This window comes from Rufibacter latericius (genome assembly GCF_003721515.1).
Lineage (GTDB): Bacteria > Bacteroidota > Bacteroidia > Cytophagales > Hymenobacteraceae > Nibribacter > Nibribacter latericius.
Window position 1 is genome coordinate 721,198 of sequence record NZ_RJJD01000008.1, and the last position, 19,112, is coordinate 740,309.

19 protein-coding genes are annotated in these 19,112 nt (G+C 53.8%); 14 read left to right on the forward strand and 5 right to left on the reverse strand.

The window, feature by feature from the left end:
- The first annotated feature begins 24 nt into the window (after positions 1 to 24).
- Positions 25 to 1,062 (forward strand): YncE family protein, encoded by a 1,038-nt coding sequence (locus EFB08_RS15090; protein WP_123127759.1) that lies wholly within the window; start codon positions 25 to 27, stop codon positions 1,060 to 1,062.
- Here EFB08_RS15090 and EFB08_RS23545 read toward each other — a convergent pair.
- Entirely contained in the window at positions 1,036 to 1,227 is a 192-nt protein-coding gene (locus EFB08_RS23545; RefSeq protein ID WP_123127760.1) for a hypothetical protein, read from the reverse strand. The two genes, EFB08_RS15090 and EFB08_RS23545, sit on opposite strands and share 27 nt — an antisense overlap.
- An 11-nt stretch (positions 1,228 to 1,238) precedes the next feature.
- On the opposite strand from EFB08_RS23545, the gene EFB08_RS15100 reads away from it, so the two are divergent.
- On the forward strand, positions 1,239 to 2,297 hold the full coding sequence (locus tag EFB08_RS15100; RefSeq protein ID WP_125077747.1) for a DUF5074 domain-containing protein: 1,059 nt from the start codon (positions 1,239 to 1,241) through the stop codon (positions 2,295 to 2,297).
- Positions 2,298 to 2,387: 90 nt separating this feature from the next.
- Here the strand turns inward: EFB08_RS15100 and EFB08_RS15105 are convergent, their stop codons facing one another.
- Positions 2,388 to 2,720: a hypothetical protein gene (locus tag EFB08_RS15105; RefSeq protein ID WP_125077748.1), complete on the reverse strand. Its 333-nt coding sequence runs from the start codon at positions 2,718 to 2,720 to the stop codon at positions 2,388 to 2,390.
- A gap of 234 nt (positions 2,721 to 2,954) precedes the next feature.
- Here EFB08_RS15105 and EFB08_RS23795 point away from each other — a divergent pair, with 234 nt between their 5' ends.
- The 11 genes from EFB08_RS23795 (at position 2,955) to EFB08_RS15160 (ending at position 12,070) form a co-directional block, all read left to right on the forward strand.
- A complete protein-coding gene (locus tag EFB08_RS23795) occupies positions 2,955 to 3,500 on the forward strand; it encodes a hypothetical protein (RefSeq protein ID WP_227006348.1) in 546 nt (181 codons plus the stop codon).
- A 181-nt stretch (positions 3,501 to 3,681) separates the two neighbouring features.
- A complete protein-coding gene (locus EFB08_RS15115; protein WP_123127763.1) occupies positions 3,682 to 4,311 on the forward strand; it encodes a thioredoxin family protein in 630 nt (209 codons plus the stop codon).
- 1 nt (position 4,312) lies between these two features.
- Positions 4,313 to 4,645 (forward strand): hypothetical protein, encoded by a 333-nt coding sequence (locus EFB08_RS15120; RefSeq protein WP_123127764.1) that lies wholly within the window; start codon positions 4,313 to 4,315, stop codon positions 4,643 to 4,645.
- A gap of 118 nt (positions 4,646 to 4,763) precedes the next feature.
- Positions 4,764 to 5,333 carry a helix-turn-helix domain-containing protein gene (locus tag EFB08_RS15125; protein WP_123127765.1) on the forward strand — a complete coding sequence of 190 codons (570 nt, stop codon included), beginning with the start codon at positions 4,764 to 4,766 and terminating at the stop codon, positions 5,331 to 5,333.
- A gap of 164 nt (positions 5,334 to 5,497) precedes the next feature.
- Positions 5,498 to 5,827, forward strand: coding sequence for a four-helix bundle copper-binding protein (locus EFB08_RS15130; RefSeq protein WP_123127766.1), 330 nt, complete (start codon positions 5,498 to 5,500; stop codon positions 5,825 to 5,827).
- A 222-nt stretch (positions 5,828 to 6,049) separates the two neighbouring features.
- Positions 6,050 to 6,988 carry a cation diffusion facilitator family transporter gene (locus EFB08_RS15135; RefSeq protein ID WP_193553974.1) on the forward strand — a complete coding sequence of 313 codons (939 nt, stop codon included), beginning with the start codon at positions 6,050 to 6,052 and terminating at the stop codon, positions 6,986 to 6,988.
- Positions 6,989 to 7,081: 93 nt separating this feature from the next.
- Positions 7,082 to 7,450, forward strand: coding sequence for a four-helix bundle copper-binding protein (locus EFB08_RS15140; RefSeq protein ID WP_123127768.1), 369 nt, complete (start codon positions 7,082 to 7,084; stop codon positions 7,448 to 7,450).
- Between the two features lie 203 nt (positions 7,451 to 7,653).
- On the forward strand, positions 7,654 to 8,730 hold the full coding sequence (locus tag EFB08_RS15145; protein ID WP_123127769.1) for a flavin-containing monooxygenase: 1,077 nt from the start codon (positions 7,654 to 7,656) through the stop codon (positions 8,728 to 8,730).
- A 98-nt stretch (positions 8,731 to 8,828) separates the two neighbouring features.
- On the forward strand, positions 8,829 to 11,072 hold the full coding sequence (locus EFB08_RS15150; protein ID WP_123127770.1) for a heavy metal translocating P-type ATPase: 2,244 nt from the start codon (positions 8,829 to 8,831) through the stop codon (positions 11,070 to 11,072).
- Positions 11,073 to 11,114: 42 nt separating this feature from the next.
- Positions 11,115 to 11,327: a heavy-metal-associated domain-containing protein gene (locus EFB08_RS15155; RefSeq protein WP_123127976.1), complete on the forward strand. Its 213-nt coding sequence runs from the start codon at positions 11,115 to 11,117 to the stop codon at positions 11,325 to 11,327.
- Positions 11,328 to 11,527: 200 nt separating this feature from the next.
- The gene (locus EFB08_RS15160) at positions 11,528 to 12,070 is read left to right on the forward strand and encodes a hypothetical protein (protein WP_125077749.1); all 543 of its coding nucleotides are present in this window, start codon (positions 11,528 to 11,530) and stop codon (positions 12,068 to 12,070) included.
- A 63-nt stretch (positions 12,071 to 12,133) separates the two neighbouring features.
- Here the strand turns inward: EFB08_RS15160 and EFB08_RS15165 are convergent, their stop codons facing one another.
- The 3 genes from EFB08_RS15165 to EFB08_RS15175 all read right to left on the reverse strand — a co-directional run bounded on the left by EFB08_RS15165 (position 12,134) and on the right by EFB08_RS15175 (position 17,078).
- Positions 12,134 to 13,693, reverse strand: a complete 1,560-nt coding sequence (locus tag EFB08_RS15165) for a protein adenylyltransferase SelO (RefSeq protein ID WP_123127772.1) — start codon at positions 13,691 to 13,693, stop codon at positions 12,134 to 12,136.
- 197 nt (positions 13,694 to 13,890) lie between these two features.
- Entirely contained in the window at positions 13,891 to 16,536 is a 2,646-nt protein-coding gene (locus EFB08_RS15170; RefSeq protein ID WP_123127773.1) for a cation-translocating P-type ATPase, read from the reverse strand.
- Positions 16,537 to 16,799: 263 nt separating this feature from the next.
- Positions 16,800 to 17,078, reverse strand: a complete 279-nt coding sequence (locus EFB08_RS15175) for a YciI family protein (RefSeq protein WP_123127774.1) — start codon at positions 17,076 to 17,078, stop codon at positions 16,800 to 16,802.
- Between the two features lie 196 nt (positions 17,079 to 17,274).
- On the opposite strand from EFB08_RS15175, the gene EFB08_RS15180 reads away from it, so the two are divergent.
- Positions 17,275 to 19,038 carry a hypothetical protein gene (locus tag EFB08_RS15180; protein WP_123127775.1) on the forward strand — a complete coding sequence of 588 codons (1,764 nt, stop codon included), beginning with the start codon at positions 17,275 to 17,277 and terminating at the stop codon, positions 19,036 to 19,038.
- Positions 19,039 to 19,112: the final 74 nt, after the last annotated feature.

The window sequence follows — 19,112 nt, forward strand, 5'->3', positions numbered from 1 at the left end:
TTTTTCCATTCACCAATTACCTCTATGAAAATCAATACTTTTAAGAAGTACCTACTTTACGTAGTGTTGGCCAGCAGTAGCGTAGTGACCTCTTCCTGCGACAACTCAGACGACAATGAACCAAAAGGAGCCTATGAACACGGCGTATTTATCACCAACGAAGGACAGTTCAGGCATACCAATGCTGAGGTAAGCTTTCTTTCCAAAGACAGCAAAACCTTGATCCCAGAGTTGTTCAAAGAGGTGAACGACCGCCCCTTAGGAGATGCGGCCCAATCCATGACTTTTATCGGGGATAGAGCCTACATAGCCGTGAATAACAGCAAAAAGATTGAAGTGGTAGATGCAAATACATTTGTCTCGAAAGGTGTCATCAACGGACTTGAGATTCCTAGGTACATTGCGGCCCTTTCATCTGACAAAGCGTACGTGACCGAGTATGTAGGGTACGAAGGAGCCGGACGGGTTTCTGTCCTGAACCTATCCACCAACACGGTAACCAAGACCATCACTGTGGGCTTTCTTCCTGAAGGCTTGCTCCTCTACAACGGCAAATTGTACGTGGCCAATGGCGGCGATAACACCATTTCAGTTATCAACACCACTACCGATGTAGTGGAATCTACCATTACCGTAGGCGAAGCCCCGCAACACCTGGTGCTGGATGCTAACAATAAAATCTGGGTCCTGAGAGGCGGTTACTCCTCGCCGGGGGCTTTGATCAAAATAGATCCGGCCAACAACAATTCCCTTACCACCTACAACTTTCCGGAGGGAACCAGTGGTGCTGGGCAGTTAACTCTCAACGGTGCCAAAAACACGCTTTATTACTCATACAGTGGCAAAGTTTATTCTATGTCTACGGCGGCAACCTCTGCCCCAACAGCGGCTCTTATCAACCGGAGTGCGTACGGCCTGGGCGTTGACCCGGAAACCAATACCATATACCTGGGCGCAGGCGGTTATACGACCAATGGTTGGGCAGTACGATATCAACCCACCGGCACCGTCATTGATTCTTTTCAAGTAAGGGTTCTACCTAATGGGTTCTCCTTCAGATAACCCCTTTTTAGCGTCATTTTCCTGAAACTGCAATGAAAACAGCAAAAAGGCAGCCTCTATCTGAGGCTGCCTTTTTGCTGTTTTTGCTTCTGGTTTTACCAAAGCGCAGACCAAGCTTCCGGTCCTGCTCCCCTCCTGACCACCTGCAATTTCGGCTAATTTCATACCTTAGTGACATGAAACGTTTGTTCCTCCGCAATCAAGTCCTGATGGGGCTTTTAAGTACTTTTCTCTTGTTTACTACATCTTGCAAAGAGGAGGAAAAAGTGGTGCTTCCCATGTATGAGGCGGGGGTATTGGTCTCCAATGAAAGTACGGCAGGAGAACCAAATGGCAGTGTCAGTTATTATGACCGAGCCACCGGCACCGTTGAACCAGATCTTTTCAATAAGGTAAACGGCCGATCTCTGGAAGGAAACACCCTACAGATGGCCAGTGCGTTTGACAAAACGTACCTGCTCACCGGTAACAAAAAAATAGAAGTCCTTACCTCGCGCACCTTTACCGCGGCAGGCGTAATCCAAGGGTTGCAGGTTCCGCAGTGGTTTGTGGCCATGAACAGCACCACAGGCTTCGTCACGGACTGGGTAACCGCGCAAGCCGATTCCGGGAGGGTACTGGAAGTGAACCTACGCACGCTCGAGATCACAGATACCCTCAAAACTGACAAAAGACCAGGAGTAATGGCGATGGGCGGCACCCGGCTGTACGTGGCCAACAACACCAACAGGATTCATGTCATCAACCCGGCCACCTTAGCCATTGACACCACCATCACCGTGGGGGATAACCCCAACAGCATGGTGGTAGACGGAGCCGGATTCCTGTGGGTTCTCTGCGGCGGTCGCCCCGATGCCACAACCCCAGCCAACCGCACCAAAGGCAAACTCATCCGGATTACTACCAATAACCTAAGGGCGCAACAAAGAGTCTTTGAATTTCCGGGAACCACTTTCCAGCCGAAGAACCTGGCCTTGAGCACCAGCCGTAACCGGTTGTACTTCCTCAACGGCGGGGTCTACGTGATGGAAACAGCAGCCATAGCCCTGCCAACCGCACCAATCATCCGTAGGCCATTCCAAAGCCTGGGGCAAGACCCTACAGATGGATTGTTATATGTCTCCAGAACTGCTCCAGATGGCAAGACCGGGTGGGTGATCAGGTATAAGACCAACGGCGCGGTGGTAGATTCTTTCCAGGTACAGGGCGTACCCAACGGGTTTAGCTTCCGCTAGTTTAAGAGCCGTTTTGACCAAATAGGCCTGAAAACAGGAAAGCCCGCCTTCTTCAAGGCAGGCTTTCCTAAAGGAAAATTAAACTTAATTTTAATTATTGTCTCTGTCTTTCTTCCGCTCGGCCGCGCCGCCTACTCCCTGGTTACTGACATCTGAGTTCCGTTCCCGCAGTTTATCTTCCTGCTGGTCGTAGATTGCCTGGTTGGTAGAGTCGGTGGCGTTGGTATTCACGGGGTCCTGGGTTTCGTCTGAGAGCCCCTCGGGGTTTCTTTCAGTAGGACTTTTGTCTTTGAAGTCACTTTCCTCTACGTTCACCTGGCCCTCGCTGGTACCGGTGCTGCAGGCGGTGGTGCCTAGCAGTAAGGCGGCCCCTAACAGCAAAGAGCCGGAAATACGTTTTATGGACATCGTTCTCTTTTTCATAGATCTGGTTCAATAGATGAGCATTACGGGTTAGCTTATGCGTGAGGCCCGCTCTGAGGATAGTACGCGCTTCATCACGGTTGAGTTAACCTACCTGCGGCTTTCCGGCATTATTTGCTTTAAGAATCAATCGGGCTAACCTTATCTTGCCCTCTCTCCGTACAACAGGAAGGAGCTGGCGAATGCTGGCGTACCTATTTGTATAAGTTTCACCCCAACTAAGGAGAAAGCGCTATGACCAAAGGAAAAGGCGAGAATAGCCCAAAGCAACATAGACCTGACCAGGATAGAAGCTGGAGAGACATCAACAGCCAGGATGACCAGCTCAACAACAGCAATCGGCACAACAACAACCCACCTTACGAGGGAACCCCGGAAACCCGGTCTAACCACGATACGCCGGGCAGCGGAAACCAGAAATCCAGCAACAATGACCAAGGAGGCATGGATACTGGGGCGGGCGTGAGCGGCCAACCCAACAACGAGCACAACCACAACCGCGACCAGGGCACCAACGATCCTAAGTTCCAGGACGGACCCGTGGCCGGCGGCGCCGATAATACCCGAGGCACCAACGTTCCGTCCAGAGAAGGACACGGCGGCGGCGCGAAAAAAGGCAAATTCGATCCCGAACAGCATTCCCCACAGGGTTCACACGCCAACCCGTCAGACACCCGGGGCTCAGATTCATCGGACAAGGAGTTCCGGAACAATCAGCCTAACGCGAGTACCCTCAAAGGCCACAAAGACAAAGAAGGCTTGGGCAACGAGAAAGAATAAGTACTTGGCTTACCTGTAAGCGAAGAAAAAGCGGGCGTTTTAGCTCTGATTTCAGCAAAAGACCCGGGAAACGCCCCGGGTCTTTTGTTTTTAACCCGGTTAACGCTTTGTTTGGGCAAGCCGCCGGCATTCCCGTATCTTCGCGAAACCGTCTGCCTTGCCAGACTTTAACAAAACGTGTATGGAAGCATCACAGAGCGAGAAGGTGATTACCCCCGAAGTAGTAGCCCAAAGTCTTTCCTTTGAGGGATATCTGGCGTTGGTACATGAGGCGGTGGCCCAGGGAAAGACCACGGGTTTAGAGCAGTCTGCTTTTTTGGCGCAGCTCACCCAAGACAACCTGGCCATTATGGAACGCACCTACAAAACCCCGCTGCTGCCAGAACTGGTGAAGTTGATCCAGGACTTACCGCAGCCACAGTTGTGGCTGGTACTCACCGAGGGCTGGTGCGGCGATGCGGCGGTACACCTGCCGGTGTTGGCAGCGCTGACCGAAAAATCGGACAATATCACGTTTAGAACCATCCTGCGCACGGAGCAACCCGCCGTCATGGACGCATACCTCACCCACGGCGGCAAAAGCATTCCCAAGCTGATTGCCCTTGCTCCCGATACGCTTCAGCCGCTAGGCTCCTGGGGGCCCAGGCCGCTCGTGCTGCAGGAGTACGTCCTGGATCTGAAGAAAAAAGACCTGCCCCTTCTGGAATTCATTAAGAAATCGTTGGGGCACTCAGAGGAAAACAATGGTCAGGCCCTGCAGGCCGAGTTGCTGCACCTGATTCCTAAATGGGCGAAAGCCGCTCAAGCGTAACATGGCAAAAGTTGTCAAAAGACATCCCTTCCAGCGAGACTGGCGCCGCGACCTGCTCATTGCTGCGCTCATTAGCATGCTGCTAGCTATGGCCCTGCTGCTGTACGCCTTCGGGCTCACCAGCGACTTCATCTCACGGCTGTTCAACGCATTCCTGGTTATATTTCTCCTGATGGCGGGTACGGCCTTTGTCATTGTGCCTGGGGTGAACTGGGTTTTCCTGCGGCTTTCCGGAAAAGCCCCTAAAGCTCCTAAAAAAGCATCGGCTGCCCCCAAGCGCCCTATCTCTAAAGCAAAGGCCAGAGAACCAAAATGGGATAGTTCTGATTCCTGAGGTTTGAGCCGATAGTTTAGACTGAAGAAAGAGGACAAAGGCACTACCCCTGTATTTTCTTTGTTATATCCCTACATTCGGGAACGAACCAGCATTTTACCCTTTGTCCCTAAAGCGCATGGAACATCACGTATATATTAAGAACATGGTGTGCCCCCGGTGCATTGCCACCGTCACGGAGGTCCTGACCCAACAAGGGCTGGCGGTGCAGGAGGTGAAACTGGGCGAAGCGGTGGTGACCGCCAACGAAGAACCAGATGCCTCGGCACTCTCGGCGGCGTTGCAGGCCCATGGGTTTGAACTGTTGCAGGAAAAGGAAGAACAACTCACCAACCTCATCAAGACCACCCTACTGGAATACCAGCGCCACCTGGAGGAAGAATACCAGCCCATCACCACCTCGGTGTATCTCGCCGATAAACTGGGCATGTCTTACCAACACCTGAGCAAAGTCTTTTCCCAGCACACCGGCACCACCATTGAGAAACACCTCATCCGCCTGAAGATTGAGCGTGTGAAAGAACTCATCTCCTACGGCGAGCTGACCTTGAGCGAAATTGCCTTTCGGCTGCAGTACAGCAGCGTGCAGCACCTTTCCAATCAATTCAAGAAAGTTACCGGCATCTCCGTCACCGACTACAAAAAGAACCCTACCGTAGAGCGCCGGCCACTAGACAACCTGGCGTAGGCAGGGGTTTCACCTTTCTAGGCGGGTAATTTTATAAGAACCGCTGCCGGGTCTGGGCGTATGACTACTGTGAACTTATTTAAAGCTTAGGCACAAAGCCTTCTGCTGAATAAGAAAATAGAGCGTGTTTGTGAATCGATTTTGTAAAACCTAATTCAAAACGTATGCACAATTCACAAATCAGACCCGTATTAGATGCCCTCAACGATTGTATTCTAGCCTGCGAGCATTGCGCCTCTTCCTGCCTGCACGAAGAGCACCTGCACATGATGGTGCCCTGCATTGAGGCTGACCGCGACTGCGCCGATGTCTGCCGCCTGACCCATACCTTATTGGCCCGAGGGTCAAAACATGGCAAACACCTGCTGCGCGAGTGTATTGAAGTCTGCGAAGCCTGCGCGGCAGAATGTTCTAAGCACGACCATGATCATTGCCAGGAATGCGCCGCTACCTGCCGCCGTTGCGCCGAGGCTTGCCGGTCTTTGGCTGCCTAAGGGCTGACTACCCCAATAGGAAGCAACAGCTGGAGGTCTTCGGCTGTTGCTTTTTACATCTCATTCCAGGGCCTTCTACGGAAAGCCCCTGATTCTCACCCCAAATTCTGTAACTCTTGTTCCGTAATCTGTAACACGCTCCGGCTTGCCTCTGTTTTTCTTTGCAGCAGAAGCCCTGATTCTCATGGGCACGTATGATACCTATATGAACCTGCTCTCCTGATGGCACACTCCCACGCTCACGGTCATGCACATGCGCACCACCATCATGGCCCCAGTTTACCCGCCACTGGCAACCTGAACACGGCATTTCTGCTGGGCATCGGTCTCAACGTGTTGTATGTAATGGTAGAAGCCGGAGCCGGATGGTGGTACAATTCCCTCGCGCTGCTCACCGATGCCGGCCACAATTTCACTGATGTCATAAGCCTGCTGCTGGCTTTCTTCGCCCTCAAAATCTCCCAGCGCAAACCCACCGATCGGTTTACCTATGGGTATGGGAAAAGCACCACCCTGGTTTCTCTGCTCAATGCGGTGTTGCTGTTGCTGGCCGTGGGCGCCATCGGGTGGGAAGCCATTGAACGGCTGGGCACCGCCCCGGCGCTCAACGGAACCGCTATTTCTCTGGTCTCTGGCGTGGGTATTCTCATCAACGCGGGCACCGCTCTCCTCTTCTTCCGGGACAAAGACCATGACATCAACGTGAAAGGGGCTTACCTGCACATGGCCGCCGATGCGCTGGTGAGCCTGGGCGTGGTAGTTGCCGGAGTGGTGATGTATTACACTGATTGGTTCTGGGTAGATGCCGTCATGAGTCTGGTGATTGTGGCCGTAATTGTCTGGAGTACCTGGGGGTTGCTGGTAGAATCGTTGCGCCTCACTTTGGATGCCGTTCCGCACGGGGTAGATTTGGCAGCTATTCGGGCGTACTTGCTGGAGGTACCCGGCGTCACCGAAGTCCATGACCTGCACGTCTGGGCCATGAGCAGCACCGAGAATTCCCTCACCGCCCATCTGGTAGTAGAAGAAGATTCTTCCGATTTCCAGTTATCCGAGATCCGGAATGACCTCCGCGACCATTTCCATATTCCGCACGTGACCCTGCAGGTGGAACGCGGAACCGAAGGCCACGCCTGCGCCGATGCCGGGGTATATCATTGAACCAGTTTCTGGCCCCTTTTCAGGAAACAACGCAAAAAACGGCACCCCCATTTTTTCAATCGCGTATAGAATAGGAGACCAAACCTCAAGCCTATGCGTACCGAGTATAAACCGGCCATTGATGCGTTGTTGGCCTGCATCGCGGCCTGCGACCACTGCGCCACCGCCTGCCTGCAGGAAGAAGAAGTCAAAAAAATGGCGCGCTGCATCCACTTGGACCTGGACTGCGCCGATTACTGTAGCTTGGCGGCTTCGTTTCTGTCAAAGGGTTCTGAGCACGCCCGCCTGGTGCTGCGTCAGTGCGTGGAGATCTGCGAGGCCTGCGCGGTAGAATGCGAACGCCACGCCCACGACCATTGTCAGGAATGCGCCGCCGCCTGCCGACGATGCATTGAAGTCTGCCAGGAACTCATCCCAAAACCAGATGCCGTAACTGAAATGCTGTATGCCTCAGCGCCATAATCCTTTAAAGGTGATTTAAGCCTGATTTCAGAATAAATGCCTAAAAGCTCTCTTTGCTGCAGTTGTAGTGAAGAGAGCTTTTGCTTTAGAGACCTTTTTATCAGGACCAAACCCGCCTAAAATCCTGCACTTCTTCTACAGAATTGTGTAACCGCCCCGCCCTAGCTCCTGCTAGATTTGCCTCTCTATACTAACGAAGAGCCATGCAAACCAGAAGTGAACCTATACTTTCCCCCGAATCAGGAAACAGCTATGACGTCATCGTCATTGGGGCGGGACAAGCCGGCTTAGCGATGGGCTATTACCTGCACCTCCAACGGAAAAACTTCCTGTTGCTGGACGCTGCAGCCCAGGTAGGCGACTCCTGGCGAGCCCGGTATGATTCCTTACGCCTCTTCACCCCCGCTGAATATTGCTCTTTGCCGGGTTGGCCCTTGCTGTTACCTAAAGGCTACTACCCCACCAAAGATGAAATCGCTTCTTACCTGCAGCAGTATGCCGCGCAATTCCAACTTCCGGTAAAGTTAAAGCAGCCGGTGGTAAGCATGAGTAAAGCCAATGGGACTTTCCAGATCCAGACGCCCACCCAGGTATGTCAAGCCCGGCAAGTGGTAATAGCAACCGGCCCGTTCCAGACGCCTTTTGTCCCAGACATTGCGAAGACTCTTCCGCCGGAAATTACCCAACTGCACAGTTCGCAGTACCGAAACCCCTCCCAAGTACCCAATGGCAACGTGCTGGTGGTGGGAGCCGGTAACTCCGGGGCTCAGATTGCGGTGGAACTGGCCCAGACGCATGAAGTACAGGTATCCGTCAAGAGGAAGCCTAGGTTCTCGGCCCTTCGTATGCTCGGACAAAGTGTCTTCTGGTGGGCCACTCAGACAGGGGCCATTTATGCCTCTCCTTCTTCTAGGGTAGGTAAAAAGGTTCTGCAGAAAAGCGATGTCATTTACGGGCAGGATTTCCAAAAACTGCTCAAAAAGGGAGAAGTGCTGCTCAGGTCCGAGATTGTTGCTCTTAAAGAACAGGAAATGGTTTTCAAGGATGGCAGCCGCGCCACCTTCAACAGCATCATCTGGGCTACCGGCTTTCGGCCCGAGTACGGGTGGTTACAGGTTGAGGGCGCATTAGCGGAAAACGGTCACCCAATCCATAAACAGGGAGTAAGTCCGGTGGAAGGTTTGTTTTACCTGGGCCTCTCCTGGCAGCGGAGCCGAAGTTCGGCCTTGCTGCTGGGTGCTGGGCATGATGCTCAGTTCATCGCGCAGCGACTGGTATAAAATTATGTAACAACAGGGCTACAATGGTGTAACGCCTCGGGCAGAAGGGCGCTTTATCTTTGTAACAGAAATTGAATGAAACCAAAACGCCTACTACTATGGCAACCTTAACGAAAGAGAAAACAAAACCCGCCATAAAGAGCAGCTTTCCCATTGACGGGATGAGCTGTGCCGCCTGTGCCGTAAGCGTGGAGTCCATGCTACAGGCACAACCCGGCGTGCAGAGCGCGGCCGTGAACTACGCCAATAAAACTGCCTTGGTCGAATACCTCCCCGGCACCGATCTGCGCCTTTTGCAGAAAGCCATTCAGGACATCGGCTATGATCTGCTTTTGAAGGAAGAAGAAGCCACCCACGAGGCTCAGGAAGCCCGCGAGCAGGAAGCCTATTCACGCATCAAAACCAAAACAATTTGGGCGGGGGCCCTGTCTTTGCCGGTGGCAGTGATTGGCATGTTCTTCCACCACATGACCTACGGCAACTGGATTATGCTTGCGCTCACCTTGCCAGTGGTGTTCTGGTTCGGGCGCACGTTTTACGTGAATGCCTTTAAACAGGCCCGACACGGCAAAGCCAACATGGACACGCTGGTAGCCCTGAGCACCGGCATCGCGTTTCTGTTCAGCGCCTTCAACACCATTTACCCTGAGTTCTTTTTGTCCCGCGGATTAGAGCCGCACGTCTATTTTGAGGCCGCTACGGTTATCATCGCCTTCATCCTTTTAGGCAAGATGCTGGAGGAACGGGCCAAATCCCGCACCTCAGGCGCTATCAAAAAGTTGATGGGTTTGCAGCCAAAATCAGTAAAAGCGCTGCGCAACGGTCAGGAGATTGAACTGCCTATTGAGAAAGTGGTAGTGGGCGATGTCCTGCTCATCCGGCCGGGCGAGAAGATTCCGGTGGATGGTCGGGTAATCAACGGTTCTTCCTTTCTGGACGAGAGCATGATAAGCGGCGAGCCGATTCCGGTGGAGAAAACCGCCGGAGACCAGGTTTTCACGGGCACTATCAACCAGAAAGGCAGCCTGCAGATCTCCGCGGAGAAGGTGGGTGCCCAGACGCTTTTGGCCCAAATTATCAAAATGGTGCAGGAAGCGCAGGGCTCCAAGGCGCCCGTGCAGAAACTCACCGATAAAGTGGCCGGCATCTTCGTGCCCATCGTCATCGGGATTGCTGTGCTCAGCTTTGCGGCCTGGTACTTCCTGGGTGGAGACAACAACGTGACCCACGCGCTGCTGGCCTTCATCACCGTGTTGATTATCGCCTGTCCATGTGCACTGGGTTTGGCAACACCTACCGCCATCATGGTGGGCGTGGGCCGCGGGGCCGAGAACGGAATCCTGATCAAAGACGCCGAGAGCCTGGAAACGGCCCATAAACTCACCGCCATTGTGCTGGACAAAACCGGAACCATCACCAAAGGCAAACCCGAAGTAACCGAGCTACTCTGGGCCGTTCCTGAGGAAAAACAAGCGGAACTGGCCTCGGTGTTGCTGGCTTTGGAAAACCAATCGGAGCACCCGCTGGCCGAGGCGGTTTCCAGGCACTTATCCCAAAACGAAGTAAAAACGGTTTCCCTGGAGAACTTCGCCAGCGTGACCGGCCGTGGCGTGCGGGCGCAGTACCAAGGCCAGACTATCTGGCTGGGTAACGAAAAACTGATGCAGGAGAATGGCCTCCGTTTAGAGGCTGATTTAGAGAAAACAGCCCAGAAACTGAAGGCCGAGGCCAAAACCGTGGTCTTCGCGGGAACGCAGGGCCAGGTCATCGCGCTCATCGCCATCGCCGATACCATTAAGGAAACCTCGGCGCAAGCCATCCAGGACTTGCAAAAACTTGGCTTGAACGTGTACATGCTCACCGGTGATAATGCCCAGACCGCCGCCGCTGTGGCGCAGCAGGTGGGGCTGCAACACTTCAAAGCCGAGGTGATGCCGCAAGACAAAGCCGATTTCATCAAAGAACTGCAGCGTAAGGGACACGTGGTAGGCATGGTGGGTGACGGCATCAACGACTCACAAGCGCTTGCCCTTGCGGATGTGGGCATCGCCATGGGCCGCGGCACCGACATCGCCATGGACGTGGCGAAAGTGACCCTTATGCACTCAGACCTGCAAGCCATCGCCAAAGCCATTCGGTTGAGCAAAGCCACCGTGCGCACCATCCACCAGAACCTGTTTTGGGCGTTTATTTACAACGTGATCGGAATACCGGTGGCGGCGGGGTTGCTTTTCCCGGTGTGGGGCTTTCTGCTGGATCCCATGCTGGCAGGCGCGGCCATGGCGTTGAGTTCCGTATCAGTGGTGACCAACAGTTTGCGCCTTAGAACGTTAAAACTTTAGTATTGCAGCTTGTTCCTATTCCAAATCCTTAATTATACCCATATGAGCACTAAGAGATTCAAGACCAACATTAAGTGTGGAAACTGCGTGAGCGCCGTTACCCCTTCGCTGGAAAACACCCCCGGCATCTATACCTGGCAGGTAGACACTGCCACCCCAGACAGAATCCTAACGGTGGAAGGCGATGCTACTTCTGAGGCAGTCATTCTGGCGGTGGAACTTGCCGGCTATGAAGCCACCGAGATAAAAGAGTAAGTCTATACAACAAAAAGCAAGGCCACCTGATTTCTCGGGTGGCCTTGCTGTGTCCGGCGCTTTTATAAGGCGGTTGATTTCACTCTCTTTTCGCAAAAACAGGCGATAAACGGGGGAACCTGCCCAGGCATCCAAGTAAGTGTCTGGATTTATGGATAAGTTTACGGCCACAACATCTTCAGGTAAACTCCCCCATGGGCATGGCAAAATATCTTCTGTTTGGGCTGCTTCTCTTTTTAGGTTTTACACACACCAGCTTGGGGCAGGGAAAAGACACAGTTCAAACCAAGCCCGCCTCGCACCGGTACCTGCTGCTGTCTAACTCCGAGTCATCGGCCCGGTTCAGGATATATGCCGGCGAGCCGATTACCTTTAAACGGTTCAAAGACGAGAAGCTGCACACCGAAACCATTCTGGACATCAGGGGAAACGCTTTTTATGTTTCGGGTCTGGAAGTTCCACTGAAGGATGTGGAGAAAATACAGCTCCGCAACCACACCGGAGGCCGGAAAGTAGCCAACTTTGGTGGGGCGCTCCTCAAGACGGCGGGCACCATCTTCACCTTGGTAGGAGCCATCAACTTCCTCACGAACCTCAACGAAAAAAGTGACCGGCAAGACGGTTTACACACCATGGGCGGTGCCGCCGTTCTTTTCGCTGCCGGGCACGGATTGCATGTTCTCCGGAGAGGCACCTACACTATAAATAAAAAATGGACGCTGAAAGTCATTGAGATGTACTAACCTCCTTTGACTTCCGCGTCCATTTTTTTGTTTTAGGACTGTTTTCAGAATAATAGCCCGAAATCAGGAACTACAGGACAGCATGGAGCAACCCGCTTTCTGGCTGGCCCAGTCGGGGCGTTTGGCGAAGAACTCCTCATGGTTGCGGGAGTACGGGTCTCTCATGGCGGCCTGAAGTTTCAGGAACAGCGTGTTCTCCCCTTTCTCCAGTTGCTCTATGGCCTGGTGCAGCAAGTAATTCCGGAGGATGATTCTTGGGTTGCTTTTCTGCATGCGCTGTACCGCCTCCTCTCGGGAACCGGCATTGGCTTTCAACCGGGTAACGTAGTCCTGTAACAACGTGTGCAGCTCCGCACGCTCGCCTTTCTCCAAATCACGGTAAAGACTGTCCTGGAAATGCGCTACCGTTTCTTCTTCTGAACCAAGCTCCTGCGGCAACTCCATTAGCTGCTGGAAGAAAATGGTCATGTCCAGGTTGAGGGTGTACAGGGTTTGGGTGAAACGGGTAATCAGTTCCTGGTCTCCTTCTTTGACTTCGTCCAGCCCCAGTTTATTGGCCATCATGGCGTAATATTTCTCGTGGAAATAATCGCTGTAGGTTTCCAGGACGGCTACCAGTTCCTCGGTGCCCGGCAGTAACGGCGCGATGGCACTGGCCAAACAACCCAGGTTCCAGTAGGCAATAGAAGCCTGCTTCCCGAAGGCGTACCGGCGGCCGGGTAAGTCGGTGGTATTGGGGGTGAAGTCTGGGTCGTAATCGTCCAGGAAGGAGAACGGGCCGTAGTCGATGGTCAACCCTAGAATGGACATGTTATCGGTGTTCATCACACCGTGCACAAAACCCACGCGCATCCAGTCCACCATCAGGTTGGCGGTTCTTTCCACGACTTCCTTAAACCAGTCCAGAATCCGGTTTTCACCTTGGATGTGCGGATAGTAGCGACTGATGGTCCAGTCTACCAACTTCTGCAGGTTCTCGTTCTCGCGCCGTGCGGCCGGCATTTCAAAGCTCCCGAAACGCAGGAAACTTGGGGCTACGCGCATCACAATGGCACCGGGCTCAAAGGCCGGGTTGCCGTTGTAAAACATATCTCGCATCACCTGGTCACCGGTAGAAACCAGACTCAGAGCCCGGGTAGTGGGCACGCCCAGATAGTGCATGGCCTCGCTCATGAGGTATTCCCGCACCGATGACCGCAAAACTGCCCGTCCATCGGCCCGACGAGAATATGGGGTAAGTCCTGCGCCTTTCAGCTGGAACTCCCAGGATTTTCCGTCTGGTGCCAGCCACTCGCCCAAGATAATAGCCCGCCCGTCGCCTAGCTGCCCGGCCCAGTTCCCGAACTGGTGTCCGGCGTAACAGGCGGCGTAGGGGTACATAGACGGGGCCACATGGTTTCCGCCCAGGATGTCCACGTCTTTCTGTCCGGCAGGTTTCTCAATGCCTAGTTCCTGCGCCAGTTCCTCAGACCAGGCCAGCAACTCAGGTTTCGCCACCGGGGTAGGGATGGCTTTGCTATACAAGACACCCGGGGTCTGACGCGGCTTGGTGTTCCCGCTGTCGTCTCCGTCAAAGGCGGCTACAAACTCGTTTTTATATTCTTTTTCGCTTAAAGACTGCATTCGTTTTTCCTTAGTTCTACTTTTCGCTCAGGCTTCTCTTCTCCTTAGAAAATGGAAAGGGCCTGACTCCTGTTAACACAAATTCTTCAAAAGTAGTTGGGTTTTAGGCACTCTTTTCTTAAAACAGGCTTAAAAAAGTGAAACCAGAAAGTGCCTGGACCTACCTTCTGATTTCAGGCTGATTTCCGGGGAAAAGGTTAAGAGTTACGCTTTGAAACCCAGGGCATCAGTTTCCAGACTTCCATCAAGGTAACGGCCCCGGCTGCCAGGCCTGCCGCTATTTTCCACTGGGAGAAGCCAAAATCCTGGGGTATGGAGAAAATCTCCCGGATGCCTGGCAACACGGTGAGCCCGTACAACCCAAAGCAAAGCAACACCGCCCCTACTACATATTTGTTCTGGAATAAGCCTGCGCCAAAAGCCGTCTGGGTATTAGAACGGGCGGCAAAGGTCTGCAGTGTGCGGGCCAGAATGAGGGTGGTAAACGCCATGGCGATGCTCATTTCCTCTGACTGCTGCAGGCCCAGGTACTGAGAGATAATCACCGCCACGCCAATCAAGATTCCCCGCATGATAACGGACCGTAAGGTGCCTCCGGCAAAAATTCCTTCGTTGATGTCGCGGGGTTTGCGTTGCATCACATTAGGCTCTGCTTTCTCCACGCCCAGCGCAATGGCCGGCAAGGAATCATTCAGGAGGTTGATGAACAGCAGTTGAATGGGCGTGAAAGGATTGACCCAGTCCAGCGCCAAAGCAAACAAAATGGCGATGATGGCCCCCAGGTTCCCAGCAAACAGATAGGCGATGGATTTTTTGATGTTGTCAAAAACGGTTCTGCCCACCGCTACCGCACTGATGATAGAGACAAAGTTGTCATCGGTCAGAATCATGGCCGAGGCGTCTTTCGCGACATCGGTACCGCTGCCCATGGCCACCCCAATATCAGCTTGCTTGAGGGCTGGGGCATCGTTCACGCCGTCGCCGGTCATGGCGGTAATCTTTCCTTTCCGTTGCCAGGCACGTACAATCCTGATTTTATTCTCCGGCGAGACACGGGCGTAAACGGCGATATTCTCCAGGTCACGGTCCAGTTCTTCTTCAGACAATCGGTCAAGTTCCTGCCCGGTAATGGCAATGTCGTTTTCGTCCATCAGGCCAATCTCCCTCCCGATGGCCCGGGCCGTGGTTTTGTGGTCACCCGTGATCATGACCGTGCGGATACCTGCTTTCTTGGCTTCCTCAATGGAGGCGTACACGGCTTCGCGCGGCGGGTCTATCATCGCTTTGAGCCCCACCAGCACCAGGTCATTTTCGTCTTCAAAGCTGATGGAAGAGGTAGTTTCCAAGGGTTTATAGGCAAAGGCCAGCACCCTGAGGGCCCGGTCTGAGAAGTCTTCGTTCTGGTCTTGCAGGGTTTGTAGCACTTCTGGGGTCAGGGGTTGCTCTTCGCCGTCTACCAACACGCGGTTACAGCGCGAAAACACCACATCGGGGCCGCCCTTGGTCAGGAGCATGCGTTGTCCCTCAATGGTGTGCACCGTGGACATGAGCTTGCGGTCCGAGTCAAAGGGCAACTCGGCTTCCCGGGCGAACTCCTCCCGAATCTGCCGGTATGGTTGGTTTTTCTTGTTACTGAAAGCGATAAGAGCCACTTCCGTGGGGTCTCCCACTTCGGCTCCGTCTTCATTGATTTGGGCATCGTTGGAGAGAACGGCCACCTGCATCAACCGTTGCTCGGCCACTGACCATTTGGAGGGGTCATCTGGGAATTCATCGGCGGTTTTGCCGGGCAGGTAATAGTCTACCACGGTCATTTTGTTTTGGGTGAGCGTGCCGGTTTTATCGGTGCAGATGACGCTGGTGGAGCCCAGGGTTTCCACCGCCGGAAGTTTGCGGATAATGGCGTGTCGCCGGGCCATTTTATTCGTGCCCACGGCCAGAACGATGGTTACGATGGAAGAAAGCGCCTCGGGGATGGCTGCTACGGCTACGGCCACGGCAAACATGAAGGCTTTGAGCAGCGCGTTGGTCATGTTCTGGGTGTCACCGCCCATCCAGACGCGCATCGCCTCCACCCCGAAAATGAGGATGCACAGCACCAAAATCACCCAGCCCAGCTTTTTGCTGAAATCGGCTAGTTTGCGCTGCAGGGGGGTCTGCTTGGCTTCGGCGGAGGCCAGCAAGCCCGCGATTTTGCCTAGTTCAGTCTTTTCGGCGGTGGCGGTCACGACAAAGGCTCCCCGGCCGTACACCACCAAAGCCCCGCTGTAAACCATGTTCTTCCGGTCACCTAGGGGCGCATCTTCGGGGATGACGTCGGTGTGTTTTTCAACCGCTTCAGATTCTCCCGTCAGCATGCCTTCATCTACGCGCAGGGAGCCCGTTTCCAGCAACCGGCCATCGGCGGAGACAAAGTCACCGGCCTCCAGCACCACGACATCGCCGGGTACCAGTTCTCGGGCGGCTACGGTGTTGGTGATGCCATCGCGCAGCACTTTGGCTGAGGGAGCCGACATCTGCCGAAGCGCGTCCAGGGCTCCTTCGGCTTTCTTGGTCTGCACCACACTGACAATGGCATTCAGGATTAAGACGGCAAAGATGATGATCGCCTCCATCACCTCGCCCAAGGCCAATTGTACAATGGCCGCAATCATGAGCACAATGACCATGGGGTCTTTGAACGTCTCCAGAATCAGTTTCCAGATGGGGTCTTTCTCGGCTTCGTTCAGTTCATTGTACCCGTGGGTCTGAAGCCGCTGCTGGGCCTCGGACGCGGAAAGTCCCTGAGGGCAGGTATTCAGGTCCTGGAGAACCTGGTCTATAGGGTGTTGGTAAAACTCCATGGCGTCATGTTTTGGCTGAATTAACCTTGATTTGCATCTCTTGCGCCTCATTCAGCCCCTCTCCCCTGCTGGAGCAAGTGCGATGACTTTTCGGTTCTACGAAGAATACTTGTTTCCTTTTCCCTTATTGAAAAGAAAACCGGCAATTTCCCAGTCAGTTTACCTTATATGTTAAATTCTTTTAGGAAAGCGGTGCCCCGATAAAAGCCATTTTAGGGCTCTTTTGGTTAAAACAGGCCTGAAACGTTGGGCTTATGCCTCTGTTAATCCGGCCAAACCTTCTGCTCGCGGGAAGTCACAAATTCGATAATCCGGAGGTCCACCAGGTCTTGGTATACAAACGGGTCATCTTGCATGAGTTCTTCTACCTGGGCTTTGCTGGAGGCTTTGCAGAAAATAAGGCCACCGTCACGCGGTACTTTTCGCCCGGAGGCTACAAAATGGCCGCTGGCGTATCCTTTGTCCACAAAGGCCAGGTGCTCGGCCAAGAAAGGTTCTACTTCTGAGAATGGGCCTTTGTAGGTGAGTTCAATCAGGAACATACAATAAGGGGTTGATGTAAGGCAAAGCTACGGTTTCGGTCTGTTTTGAACCTGCTTTCAGGAAATCAGGCTTAAAAGGCATGAAGTTGACCTCTTCCTGTAATTATACACAAGTCTTACAAAATGGTGTTAAACTCCGGGCAGGGGTATGCGTTTTCTTTGTAGCAGATATTCAACCTTTATCTGCCCCTGTACTATGAAACGAATTCTCACCTTAGGATTAGCTCTTTCCCTGAGCCTACTCACCGCCCAGGCCCAGCATGAGCACCATACTCCGCCCGCAAAAAAGGAAACGAAAAAAGAAGTGGCCCCAGCAGCCAAAAAAGTAGCGCCTGCTCCCAAAGCAAAACCTTCAAAGCTTCAACCCATCAAGAAGAAACCCGCGCCCCTTCCGGCGAAGGCAAAGGCCCCGGCGACTAAACCCGCGGCAACCTCAACCCGGAAAGCTCCCGCAACCACAGCTCCGCAGGACCACTCGCACCACCAGATGACTTCCGATTCTGCGCAGCACCAAGGGCACCAGATGTCTGCCGATAGCCTGAACAAAGCGAAGACCTCGGGTCATGAAGGACATACCGCGCCTGCAGACACCGCGAAAGGCCACCAGCACCACCCCGGCATGAACATGAACCACGCCGCGATGGCTTCTGACACTACCCAACATTCAGGCATGAACCACGGCACGGGCGGCATGAGCCACGGCACGGGCGGCATGAGCCACTCGTTTTCCCGCAATCTGCCCATGAACCGGAACGGCTCCGGCACCTCCTGGCACCCCGATGCCACGCCCATGTATGGCTACATGAAACACGCCGGCGACTGGATGCTCATGTTCCACGGTCAGCTTTGGCTCCGCTACAACAAGCAGGATATTTTCAACAAAGGCTCGCGCGGTGATTCTCAACTAGACGCCCCCAACTGGTTTATGGGAATGGCTCAACGCGAAGTGGGTAAACGTGGTTTGTTGCGCTTCAGTGTGATGATGAGTTTGGATGAACTCACCATGGGTGACCGCGGCTATCCCTTGCTGTTCCAGAGCGGCGAGACCTACGGCGGCGGAAAACGACTGGTAGACCGCCAACACCCGCATGATTTGTTTTCAGAAATCAGCGTGGGCTACACGCACATGCTGAACCAGGATATGGACGTGTACGGTTTCTTCGGATATCCTGGGGAGCCGCCGGTGGGTCCGCCCGTGTTCATGCACCGCATCTCGGCGTTCAACAACCCAGAGTCGCCGCTGGGGCACCACTGGCAGGATGCCACGCACATTACCTTCGGGGTGGCTACGGTGGGGTTCCGGTACAAGCAGTTCAAGCTTGAAGGCTCTAACTTCACAGGCCGTGAGCCCGACGAAAACCGCTACGACTTTGACAAAGCCCGCTTTGACTCTTATGCGGCTCGCCTATCCTACAACCCCACAGAGAACTGGGCCCTGCAAGTATCGCGCGGCTGGCTGAAAAGCCCTGAGTCACTGGAGCCTGAGGAGGACGTGACCCGCACCACGGCTTCGGTCTTATACAGCCGTCCGCTGGCAGGTGGCGGTGACAGGTTCTTTACCTCGGCCTTTATCTGGGGCTTCAACGGCGGCGGACACCACAAAGAGCATTCGGCCATTGCCGAAGCCAACCTGCAGATGGACAGAACCGCCATTTACGGCCGGTATGAGTACGTGCAGAAAACACCCGGTGAGTTGGACCTTACCGATCAGTTTGACCACCACGATGTCTTTGACGTGCACGCCCTTACCCTAGGAACGAGTCAACGCGTCGCCAATTTCGCTAATACGTATTTAACCGTTGGTGTGCAGGCTTCTGTCTTCGCGCCAGATAAACTGCTGAAGCCGCTGTATGGCAAGGCCCCGGTTTCCGGCGAGATTTACCTCCGTCTGAACCCCGGTCTAATGATGGGCAGCAACCGGTCGCGCACCTCCTCTTCAGGTATGCAACATCAGCACTAAGCAATTGGCTTATAAATTCAAACCACCGTGTTTTGGGCTAGTTTCCTGTAAACAGGCCTAAAACACGGTGGTTG

Excerpts from the sequence above, each read along its gene's own strand:
- EFB08_RS15090 (WP_123127759.1), top strand. The coding sequence starts at position 25 with ATGAAAATCAATACTTTTAAGAAGTACCTACTTTACGTAGTGTTGGCC.
- EFB08_RS23545 (WP_123127760.1), bottom strand. The coding sequence starts at position 1,227 with ATGAAATTAGCCGAAATTGCAGGTGGTCAGGAGGGGAGCAGGACCGGA.
- EFB08_RS15100 (WP_125077747.1), top strand. The coding sequence starts at position 1,239 with ATGAAACGTTTGTTCCTCCGCAATCAAGTCCTGATGGGGCTTTTAAGT.
- EFB08_RS15105 (WP_125077748.1), bottom strand. The coding sequence starts at position 2,720 with ATGAAAAAGAGAACGATGTCCATAAAACGTATTTCCGGCTCTTTGCTG.
- EFB08_RS23795 (WP_227006348.1), top strand. The coding sequence starts at position 2,955 with ATGACCAAAGGAAAAGGCGAGAATAGCCCAAAGCAACATAGACCTGAC.
- EFB08_RS15115 (WP_123127763.1), top strand. The coding sequence starts at position 3,682 with ATGGAAGCATCACAGAGCGAGAAGGTGATTACCCCCGAAGTAGTAGCC.
- EFB08_RS15120 (WP_123127764.1), top strand. The coding sequence starts at position 4,313 with ATGGCAAAAGTTGTCAAAAGACATCCCTTCCAGCGAGACTGGCGCCGC.
- EFB08_RS15125 (WP_123127765.1), top strand. The coding sequence starts at position 4,764 with ATGGAACATCACGTATATATTAAGAACATGGTGTGCCCCCGGTGCATT.
- EFB08_RS15130 (WP_123127766.1), top strand. The coding sequence starts at position 5,498 with ATGCACAATTCACAAATCAGACCCGTATTAGATGCCCTCAACGATTGT.
- EFB08_RS15135 (WP_193553974.1), top strand. The coding sequence starts at position 6,050 with ATGGCACACTCCCACGCTCACGGTCATGCACATGCGCACCACCATCAT.
- EFB08_RS15140 (WP_123127768.1), top strand. The coding sequence starts at position 7,082 with ATGCGTACCGAGTATAAACCGGCCATTGATGCGTTGTTGGCCTGCATC.
- EFB08_RS15145 (WP_123127769.1), top strand. The coding sequence starts at position 7,654 with ATGCAAACCAGAAGTGAACCTATACTTTCCCCCGAATCAGGAAACAGC.
- EFB08_RS15150 (WP_123127770.1), top strand. The coding sequence starts at position 8,829 with ATGGCAACCTTAACGAAAGAGAAAACAAAACCCGCCATAAAGAGCAGC.
- EFB08_RS15155 (WP_123127976.1), top strand. The coding sequence starts at position 11,115 with ATGAGCACTAAGAGATTCAAGACCAACATTAAGTGTGGAAACTGCGTG.
- EFB08_RS15160 (WP_125077749.1), top strand. The coding sequence starts at position 11,528 with ATGGCAAAATATCTTCTGTTTGGGCTGCTTCTCTTTTTAGGTTTTACA.
- EFB08_RS15165 (WP_123127772.1), bottom strand. The coding sequence starts at position 13,693 with ATGCAGTCTTTAAGCGAAAAAGAATATAAAAACGAGTTTGTAGCCGCC.
- EFB08_RS15170 (WP_123127773.1), bottom strand. The coding sequence starts at position 16,536 with ATGGAGTTTTACCAACACCCTATAGACCAGGTTCTCCAGGACCTGAAT.
- EFB08_RS15175 (WP_123127774.1), bottom strand. The coding sequence starts at position 17,078 with ATGTTCCTGATTGAACTCACCTACAAAGGCCCATTCTCAGAAGTAGAA.
- EFB08_RS15180 (WP_123127775.1), top strand. The coding sequence starts at position 17,275 with ATGAAACGAATTCTCACCTTAGGATTAGCTCTTTCCCTGAGCCTACTC.